Annotated in this window: 8 protein-coding genes and 1 tRNA gene; 6 read left to right on the top strand and 3 right to left on the bottom strand. The window is 59.3% G+C overall.

All coding sequences use genetic code 11. The annotated features are described in order from the left end of the window. Positions 1-334: IS630 family transposase (locus K290_RS0132765; protein ID WP_028751606.1), on the top strand; the 334-nt coding region annotated here is incomplete at its 5' end. A gap of 6 nt (positions 335-340) precedes the next feature. Here the strand turns inward: K290_RS0132765 and K290_RS35685 are convergent. Next, positions 341-1,285, bottom strand: coding sequence for a helix-turn-helix domain-containing protein (locus K290_RS35685; protein WP_051264283.1), 945 nt, complete (start codon positions 1,283-1,285; stop codon positions 341-343). Between the two features lie 86 nt (positions 1,286-1,371). Here K290_RS35685 and K290_RS0132755 point away from each other — a divergent pair, with 86 nt between their 5' ends. The 5 genes from K290_RS0132755 to K290_RS0132735 all read left to right on the top strand — a co-directional run bounded on the left by K290_RS0132755 (position 1,372) and on the right by K290_RS0132735 (position 7,779). After that, positions 1,372-2,646, top strand: coding sequence for an ABC transporter substrate-binding protein (locus tag K290_RS0132755; RefSeq protein ID WP_028755368.1), 1,275 nt, complete (start codon positions 1,372-1,374; stop codon positions 2,644-2,646). Positions 2,647-2,873: 227 nt separating this feature from the next. After that, positions 2,874-3,734 carry a carbohydrate ABC transporter permease gene (locus tag K290_RS0132750; RefSeq protein WP_028755367.1) on the top strand — a complete coding sequence of 287 codons (861 nt, stop codon included), beginning with the start codon at positions 2,874-2,876 and terminating at the stop codon, positions 3,732-3,734. Further along, positions 3,731-4,567 (top strand): carbohydrate ABC transporter permease, encoded by an 837-nt coding sequence (locus tag K290_RS0132745; RefSeq protein ID WP_028755366.1) that lies wholly within the window; start codon positions 3,731-3,733, stop codon positions 4,565-4,567. The genes K290_RS0132750 and K290_RS0132745 overlap by 4 nt, the downstream gene beginning before the upstream one ends. 15 nt (positions 4,568-4,582) lie before the next feature. Beyond that, positions 4,583-5,671: an ABC transporter ATP-binding protein gene (locus K290_RS0132740; RefSeq protein WP_028755365.1), complete on the top strand. Its 1,089-nt coding sequence runs from the start codon at positions 4,583-4,585 to the stop codon at positions 5,669-5,671. Between the two features lie 104 nt (positions 5,672-5,775). Continuing rightward, positions 5,776-7,779, top strand: coding sequence for an aldo/keto reductase (locus K290_RS0132735; protein WP_028755364.1), 2,004 nt, complete (start codon positions 5,776-5,778; stop codon positions 7,777-7,779). Between the two features lie 146 nt (positions 7,780-7,925). Here K290_RS0132735 and K290_RS0132730 read toward each other — a convergent pair whose 3' ends face one another. Together K290_RS0132730 and K290_RS0132725 are read right to left on the bottom strand one after the other, a co-directional pair. Further along, positions 7,926-8,459, bottom strand: coding sequence for a methylated-DNA--[protein]-cysteine S-methyltransferase (locus tag K290_RS0132730; protein ID WP_028755363.1), 534 nt, complete (start codon positions 8,457-8,459; stop codon positions 7,926-7,928). A 486-nt stretch (positions 8,460-8,945) separates the two neighbouring features. Beyond that, positions 8,946-9,022 (bottom strand) — tRNA-Met (locus K290_RS0132725). Between the last annotated feature and the right edge of the window lie 265 nt (positions 9,023-9,287).

Here is a 9,287-nt window from a genome sequence, read left to right as displayed (position 1 = left end):
CCAATGTTTCAAGGCCTATGTCGAGCAACAACTCGTCCCGACGCTGCGACCAGGCGACATCGTCATCATGGACAATCTGGGTAGCCACAAATCCGCGCAGATACGCCAGTTGATCAAGGCCGCCGGTGCAAGGCTCTGGTTTCTGCCGCCTTATTCACCTGACCTCAATCCAATCGAGCAGGCCTTCGCCAAGATCAAGCATTGGATGCGAAAAGCGCAAAAGCGCACCGTCGACGACACCTGGCGATATCTCGGCTCACTCGTCCAGACAATCGATCCAGACGAGTGCACCAACTATCTTGTCAATGCCGGATACGCTTCAAACAAAACATGAAATGCTCTAGAATTGCGGGGCGGACCGGCGCAGGGCGGGCTGGGCGCCTTCGACGCTCATTGCCGTAACCATGCGCATGTCGCGGCGAAAATCCGAAGGTGACATGCCGGCAATATGGCGGAAGGATTTGTTGAAGGCGCTGATCGAGCCGAAGCCGCTGTCCATCGCCACCTGCAGCACGTTGGCGCCGTCGCGCATCAGCATGGCCTGGGCGCGCGAAAGGCGCAGCAGGTTGACGTATTTGCTGAGCGTCATGCCGGTGCACTTCTTGAAGAGGTTCATCGCATATTTCGGATGCAAATCCGCCGCCTTGGCGATATCGACCGTATCGATGTCGTCAAGGAAATTGCTGGCGATGAAATCGCACATCCGCGCCAGGCTCGGCGAGGATTGCGGGTGGATCTGTTCGCTCGGCTGGTGCTCCCGCTTTTCCGGCAGCATGCGATAGGGCTCGAAGGCGATGCGCTCCAGGCGCAGCAGCAATTCGGCAACCGCGTGTTCGGCCTTGGCGGGATCGCCGGAACGGACATAACGATACCAGCGAGCGAAATTCTCGTTGTCGGCGGCATCCGTCGCGGAGGTGACCAGGGTCTCGCCTCGCATCAGACGGCCGGAAATATCGAGCGGCAGGCGCATGCGGAAGAAGTGCACCAGCGGCAGATGCGCGCCTGCATAGATCGAATCCTCAGACGAATCGTCCATCTGATGCGGCTGCCCGCCCCAGAACACGCAGATATCGCCGGCGCGGAGCTGAATTTCATGGTCGTTCATACGGTAGTGAACCGTCCCGCGTATAAGGTAATTCACCTCGACCTGCGCGTGCCAATGCGGCTTCACCATCAGCGGCGGATGGGTATGAAACATCTGCAGGGTCGTCGGCAGCCCTTCGATGCTGCTTGCACCCGGCTGATAAACCGCTCGATGACCCACCTTACTTTCCGCCAAGTCGATGTTCCTTTTTTAGGAGACAGAAGCGCATTGGCAGCTAGTTTAAGCGTGTTCGCTAGAGGACGGCAATTGAAAAGGGAGGATTTTCAATGCGTTTAAAACTCGCGGGAGCTGCGGCACTTGCTGCCTTGCTTGCTTCCGGTTCTGCTTATGCGGAACAAACCACGATTACGGTCTGGAGCTGGAACATCGCCGCGTCGGCGCTGAAATCCACGGTCGAGGGATTCAACAAAAAATACCCTGACATTAAGGTCGATGTTCAGGACATCGGCAACCCGCAGGTCTTCGACAAGATGCTGGCCGCTTGCGCCGCCGGCGGCGACGGTCTGCCCGATGTCATGTCGATCGAAAATCACAAGGCATCGATCTTCTGGAACCGCTTTCCGGACTGCCTGACCGATCTGACGAAGCTCGGCTACACGGATCAGCTCAAGAAGCAGTTCCCGGACTTCAAGCGCGCCGAACTCGAAGTCGGCGATGCCGCCTATGCAATGCCCTGGGATTCCGGCCCGGTCACCATGTTCTACCGCCGCGATTTCTATGAAAAGGCGGGCGTCGATCCCGCAACGATCAAGACCTGGGACGATTTCATTGCCGCCGGCAAGAAGATCTCAGCCGCCAATCCGGGCGTGATCATGACGCAGGCCGATCTCAACGGCGACACCGAGTGGTTCCGCATGCTCGCCAACGAACAGGGCTGCGGCTATTTTTCGTATGACAGCCAGAGCATCACCGTCAACCAACCGGCCTGCGTGAAAGCGCTGGACAAGGTGAAGGAGATCAAGGACGCGGGCCTGATGAGCGCGGCGAACTGGAACGAGAAAATCCAGGCGAACACTGCCGGCAAAGTGGCATCGCAGCTCTACGGCGGCTGGTATGAGGGTACCATCCGCTCCACTTCACCGGATCTCGCCGGCAAATGGGGCGTCTATCCGATGCCAAGCATGACCGCCGATGGCCCGCATGCGGCCAATCTCGGCGGCTCTTCGCTCGCGATCGCCAGCAGCTCCAAGAACAAGGAAGCCGCCTGGAAATACCTTGAATATACGCTTGGCACCAATGAGGGCCAGGTGACCATGCTGAAGTCCTTCGGGCTCGTGCCGTCGCTGCTGACGGCAGTTCAAGACCCCTTCGTCAACCAGCCGCAGCCCTATTGGGGTGGGCAGAAGGTCTGGGCCGATATCCTCGCCACCCTGCCGAAGATTCGCCCAAGCCCCGGCACTCAGTATTTCAGTGACGCCGATGAGGTCATAAAGGCCGTCCAGACGAAATACCTCGCCGGCGGCTATCCAAACGGCAAGGCCGCGCTTGACGATGCGGCCCAGCAGATCGCCTCGGCGACAGGCCTGCCGATCGCGAAGTGAGTGACACTGCCGGGCGCGCATCCCAAGCCGCGCTCGGCATCCCCGCCGCCCCAGAGCCGGACGATTTTAAGTCTGTTCGACCTAAAATCTGAATCCGCTCTTAGAATCAAAGAAGTAAGGCGTGACGTCGTCCGAAAACCGCGTACACTTTTCGGCGTCACGCTCTAGGGGGCGGCGGGGATGCGACGTCACGCATCATTTCACTGCGCTTAAAGGAGAAGGCTTCCATGCGGTTGCGAAACCGGAGCGCCTATGCGTTCCTTGCACCCTATCTTCTGGTGTTCGCCGCTTTCTGGGTCTGGCCGATCATCGATTCGTTCCTGATCTCGTTCCAGAACACCCGAGTTAATCCGTGGACCTACCATCTGTCGTTCAATTGGGGGCGACTGTTCGGCGATCCGGCCTTCTACAACGCGCTTGAAAACACGCTGATCATCCTGATCGTCCAGGTACCCGTCATGATCACGCTTGCTACGGTCATGGCGGTGCTGCTGAATTCACCGCTGTTGAAGGCGCGTGGCATTTTTCGCTTCGCTTTCTTCGCACCCGTCGTCGTTGGAGAGGTAGCCTATGCCGCTGTCTTCCGCCTGATGTTCAACGTCGACTTCGGCATCGTCAACAAGCTGCTCGGCACGGTCGGCTTCGCACCGGTGTCGTGGTTCGCCGAATCGCATGCCGCAATGGTGCTCATCATCATCGCCGTCACCTGGCGCTGGGCGGGTTATAACGCCATCATCATCCTTTCCGGGCTACAGTCGATCCCCGAGGATGTTTACGAAGCTGCGACCCTCGACCGCGTCAACCGCTTCCAGCAGTTCATCCATATCACCCTGCCCCTGTTGAAACCGATCATTCTGTTCTGCGTGGTCCTCTCCGTCATCGGCACCATGCAGCTCTTCACCGAACCATATCTGATCACCAACAGAGGTGGCCCCGGCGGCGGGACGGAGACGCTCGGCCTGCTGCTCTATCGCCAGGCTTTCCAGTCGACCAACTTCGGCTATGCCTCGGCGATCGCCTACACGATGGCGGCGCTCGCCGTGGTCATATCTCTTCTCAATCTCTGGGTGGGGCGCGAACCGAAATGAAATCGAAGTCCAAATCCACTCTGATCCGCTCGATCGCCTTGCACGGCCTGCTGGCGCCGCTCGCCATCATCTGGCTGTTTCCGATCTGGATGATGTTCGTCTTCTCGACCATGCCCGACTACGGCATTTTCAGCCCCGGCATCATTCTGACACCATCGACGGGTTTCATGGACAACGTCCGGAACCTGCAGGCCGACACTAATTTCATAGGCGCGATGACGATCTCCATCGTCGTTGCCATCGTCTATACCTGCCTGTCGGTACTGCTGACCTCGATGGCCGGATGGGCTCTGGCGCGCTATCAGTTCGCCGGCCGTTCGGGCGTCATCGGCATCATCCTCGGCACGATCACGCTGCCCTATTCCGTCGTCATAATCCCGCAGTTCATCATGGTGGCGCGCGATTTCGGGCTGGCGAACACGTGGGTTGCGCTGATCGTACCGCCGCTCTTCAACTCACTCGGCGTTCTCTTCATGCGCCAGGCTTTCTCGATGATGCCGGGTGAGCTCTTCGATGCGGCCCGCGTCGAGGGCGTCAAGGAATGGCAGATCTTCCTGCGCATCGCCCTGCCCTTAGCGCGGCCGACCATGGCGGCGCTCGCCATCATCCTGTTCCTGGCTTCCTGGAACAACTACCTCTGGCCGCTGCTCATCAACTCCCGACCGGGAATGATGACCGCGCCGGTGGCGCTCGGGACGCTGATCGGCCTCACCAGGGTGTCCTGGGGCGGCATCATGGCCGGTGCCGTAATGTTGACGGCGCCGATCCTCATCATCTTCGTTCTCCTGCAGCGCCACTTCATCGCCGGCATTGCCGCCGGCGCAATCAAATAATTCCGGGAGATCCGTATGGCTGAACTGTCCCTTACCAATATCGTCAAACGCTACGGTACTCTTGAGATCATCCACGGCGCCAATCTCGACGTAAAGGACGGCGAATTCGTCGTCTTCGTCGGCCCATCCGGCTGCGGCAAGTCCACGCTGCTGCGTATGATCGCCGGTCTCGAAGACATCACCGGCGGCGAGCTCAAGATCGGCGGCCGCGTCGTCAACGATATGGAGCCGGCCGATCGCGGCATCGCCATGGTCTTCCAGTCCTATGCGCTCTATCCGCATCTGACCGTCGAGCAGAACCTCAATTTCGGCTTGCGCATGAACGGCAACCCAAAGGCGGACACTGAACGCCGCGTCAAGCAGGCGGCCGAGATCCTGCAGATCACCGAACTGATGCAGCGCCGGCCGAAGCAGCTTTCCGGCGGCCAGCGCCAGCGCGTCGCCATCGGCCGCGCCATCGTGCGCGAACCGCAAATCTTCCTGTTCGACGAGCCTCTCTCCAATCTCGACGCGGAACTGCGCGTGCAGATGCGCGTCGAAATCTCGCGCCTTCACAAGAAACTCGGCACGACGATGATCTATGTGACCCACGACCAAACCGAGGCGATGACGCTGGCCGACAAGATCGTCGTGCTGCGCGGCGGCAATATCGAGCAGATCGGCGCGCCGCTCGACCTTTACGACGATCCCGCCAACCAGTTCGTCGCCGGTTTCGTCGGATCACCGAAGATGAATTTCCTGCCGGCCGAAATCGTTGCCAAGCAGGATAGCCACGTAACGGTGGCCCTCAAGAATCAGCGCGAAGTCCGTCTGTCGCTGCCGATCACCACGGCTCAGGTCGAAGCCGGCCAGATAGTGACCCTCGGTATCCGGCCCGAACATTTTCTTGAGGCCGGCCGTGGCGATATCGATGTAGCCGTCGATGTCGATGTCGCCGAACATCTCGGCAATACCAGCTACATCTACGCCAACATCGCCGGTGGCGAGCAGATCGTCATCGAGCGGGAGGAATCCCGCAACACCAACAATCGTGACACGCTGACCGTAGCACTCTCCGCAGCCAAGACATTCCTGTTCGACAGCGCCGGCAACCGATTGCGGTAGGCGCCCTTTTCCCACAGCTCCCCCGTTCTACCGCTCCCCAATTCTACCGCTCCCAAGTCCCGCCACTCCCAAGACAGCATGCAGATTTAGGAAAGGACCAATTCATGACGACCGAAACACCCATCCGCTGGGGCATCATCGGCCCCGGCAGGATCGCACAGACTTTTGCCGAAGGCGTCGCTCACTCCCGCAGCGGCAAACTAGTGGCCATCGCCAGCCGCAATCCGGACAAGCCGGGTCTTGGCGATAACTTCCCCGGCGCGCGCATCGTGAACGGCTATGAGGCGCTGCTGGCCGACAAGGAAATCGACGCCATCTATATCGCCACGCCCCATACCGGCCATGCCGAATGGGCCATCAAGGCGATCCGTGCCGGCAAGCATGTCCTCGTCGAAAAGCCGATCGCGCTGTCCGCCTATGATGCCGAGGCAATCTATTACGAAGCAAAGAAGGCCGGCGTCTTCGCCGGCGAAGCCTTCATGTACCGCGTGCATCCACAGACGGCGAAGCTGATCGAACTGGTGAAAAGCGGGGTGATCGGCGAGATCCGCATCATCCGCTCCTCCTTCGGCTTCAACATGGGCACGGTCAAGCCGGAACACCGGCTGTTCGCCAACGACACGGCCGGCGGCGGCATCCTGGATGTCGGAGGCTATCCGGTATCGATGGCCAGGTTGATTGCCGGCGCCGTTGAAGGCAAGCCGTTCCTCGATCCGGAAAAAGTCTTCGGTGTCGCCCATCTCGGCCAGACCGGCGTCGACGAATGGGCTTCGGCAGTGCTGAAATTCCCGAACAACATCATCGCCGAAGTCTCCTGCTCGATCATGGCCAATCAGGACAATACGCTGCGCATCATCGGCTCGGACGGCCGGCTGGAAGTCAAGGATTTCTGGTTCGCCTCCGGCCACAAGGGCGGCGTCGGCAAGATCGAGCTCATCAAGGGCACAGAAACGCAGATCATCGAGGTCCGGGAAGACCGCTGGCTCTATTCCTTTGAAGTCGACGCCGCGGGCGATGCCATTCGCGCCGACCAGACGGAATTCGCCTATCCGGGCATCAACTGGGCCGATTCGATCGGAAACCTGCGCGCTCTTGATCAATGGCGCGCGACCGTCGGTCTTGAATATGAGGTCGAGAAGGCGACGCGGCGGACGACGAACATCGCCGGGGCATCCGTTACCATGGGCAACAGCATTCCGAAGCGCAGCATTCCCGGCATTGCCAAGCCGGCTTCGATCGTCACGCTCGGCTTCGAATTCTTCCCGAATTTTGCAGCCGCCTCGCTGACGCTCGACGCCTTCTACGAGGCCGGCGGCAATGCTTTCGACACGGCCTATGTCTACGGCGCCGGCAAGACGGAGAGCATATTCGGCGACTGGCACACCAGCCGCAAGGTTCCGCGCGAGGAGATCGTGCTGATCGGCAAGGGCGCGCATTCGCCGCTCTGCTATCCGGACATGATCGCCAAGCAGCTCGACCAGTCGCTAAACCGGCTGAAGACCGATTATGTCGACATCTATTTCATGCACCGCGACAATACGGCCATTCCGGTCGGGGAATTCGTCGATGCGATGGATGCCGAGGTCAAAGCTGGCCGCATTCGTGGCATCTTCGGCGGCTCGAACTGGACGCGCGCACGTTTCGACGAAGCGATCGCCTATGCCGAAAAGAACGGCAAGTCGGCGCCGGCGGCACTTTCCAACAATTTCTCGCTGGCGGAAATGCTCGATCCGATATGGGCCGGATGCATCGCCGCCTCGGACGAAGAATGGAAGGCGTGGCTGAATGCCAAGCAGATCCCGAACTTCGCCTGGTCGAGCCAAGGCCGCGGCTTCTTCACCGATCGCGCCGGCCGCGACAAGCGCAGCGATGAGGAATTGGTCCGCGTCTGGTATTCCGACCGCAACTTCGGCCGCCGCGACCGGGCGATCGCACTGGCACAGAAGCTCGGCCGCAACCCGATCCACATCGCGCTCGCCTATGTCGTCGCCCAGCCCTTCCCCGTCATCCCGCTGATCGGCCCGCGCACGATCGCCGAGTTGGAAGACAGCCTTTCGGCGCTCGACATCAAGCTGACGCCGGAGCAGGTGAAGTGGCTTGAAGGCTGAGACAACCGATCGCTGGATCGGGAATCCCGGTCCGGCTGCGCTCTGATGACTGAGGCCTAAAACAAGAACAGCCCGCTTGGTTCGACAAGCGGGCTGTTTTTTATTAGCATCGAATCAATTTCTTATCAGGCTGACGCCCTTAATCGTTATGCTGCAAAATCGAAGGTTTTTGTTTCAGAGCCTTCAAATTCCAGAAGATAGGTCTTCCGCTCCAGACCGCCGGCAAATCCCCTCAGGTCACCGGCCGATCCGATAACCCGATGGCATGGCGCGATGATGGAGATCGGATTTCTGGCATTGGCTGCACCGACTGCCCGTATGGCCTTAGGGGCATCGATCTGCGCGGCAATCTCGGCATAGGAGCGAGTCTCCCCGAAGGGAATGGTGAGCAGCGCCTGCCATACCTTCTTTTGAAATTCCGTGCCGGCAAAATCGAGCGGCAGATCAAACACCTGTCTTTTGCCGGCAAAGTATTCCTGCAACTGCCGTTCCGTCTCTACGAGAACAGGATGATTCTCATGCTCCGCGACAATGTTCAGCCGAACACGGTTTGGCCGGTCGTTGTCCCAGAGAATCGCCGCCAGGCCCGCGTGGCTGGCGACAAGCTTCAACTTGCCGACGGGTGAGTTCACGATCTTATGGACATAATCCTTCTGTGCACCTCGCGCTGTCTTGGTCATGTCGGTATCCTCTCACTTGCGCCAGATCGGATTTCGACACGGTCTTAGCCGTCTCTATTCGTCCGATCGCGGCGATTTCGCTGCACCGCTGACAATGACGCATATGACCCGAGATACCGGCCACGGCCCACCCGAAAAATGCTTCGACTGAAGTAAGGCGCAATATTTTCCTGTTTTTCCGTGGCGTGCAGTCGCGGCCGCCACCGCCTTTAGCCCATCGACTTAGGACCTGATGGCAGGCTGCGGCTTCAACGCATAGAAATGCAAAAAGCCCCTGGGCAGGGGCTCTATAAGCAGCCTTGGGAGCTCTGTTTTTGCAAAGTTGGGCGGACCAGGATTTGCGCGTGCGGCTTGCTGTTATTGTCCTGGTGACGCTGAGCTACGATCGCGAGCGAAGCTGGCAGTCTTCGGGCCAGCGATAAGATCTCGGGGATGATGTGATGAGGGATACCGGAAAGTCGACGGATGTGGGACTTGATAGAGATTTGGTTGCGGGGGCAGGATTTGAACCTGCGGCCTTCAGGTTATGAGCCTGACGAGCTACCGGGCTGCTCCACCCCGCGCCATCCGAGCAAACCGCTTGCGGTTTGTCCGCCCTCGAGCGGACTGCTTTGCAGTTCGTCTCGACGAAGCAAGCCGCTTAGCGGCTTGCGTTAACCACGTGAACCGCCGGGCGGTTTATCGTGTGTGAGCAAATCCGAAGGATTTGTCTCTTGTTATATAGGCACTATGCGTTTGAATGCCTAGTGCTCCAAACACAAAGGGCCGCATGAGCGGCCCGTTTGATCGGCTCAGGGCCGTTTCAGCGTAAACCTTTTGGGTTTATCG

This window comes from Rhizobium leucaenae USDA 9039 (assembly GCF_000426285.1).
Lineage (GTDB): Bacteria > Pseudomonadota > Alphaproteobacteria > Rhizobiales > Rhizobiaceae > Rhizobium > Rhizobium leucaenae.
Note: the sequence above shows the minus strand (reverse complement) of the source record. Positions and strands in the feature narration are given on the sequence as shown.

Bases quoted from the DNA above. Each gene is read 5' to 3' on its own strand.
- K290_RS0132755 (WP_028755368.1), top strand. From the start codon at position 1,372: ATGCGTTTAAAACTCGCGGGAGCTGCGGCACTTGCTGCCTTGCTTGCT.
- K290_RS0132750 (WP_028755367.1), top strand. From the start codon at position 2,874: ATGCGGTTGCGAAACCGGAGCGCCTATGCGTTCCTTGCACCCTATCTT.
- K290_RS0132745 (WP_028755366.1), top strand. From the start codon at position 3,731: ATGAAATCGAAGTCCAAATCCACTCTGATCCGCTCGATCGCCTTGCAC.
- K290_RS0132740 (WP_028755365.1), top strand. From the start codon at position 4,583: ATGGCTGAACTGTCCCTTACCAATATCGTCAAACGCTACGGTACTCTT.
- K290_RS0132735 (WP_028755364.1), top strand. From the start codon at position 5,776: ATGACGACCGAAACACCCATCCGCTGGGGCATCATCGGCCCCGGCAGG.
- K290_RS0132730 (WP_028755363.1), bottom strand. From the start codon at position 8,459: ATGACCAAGACAGCGCGAGGTGCACAGAAGGATTATGTCCATAAGATC.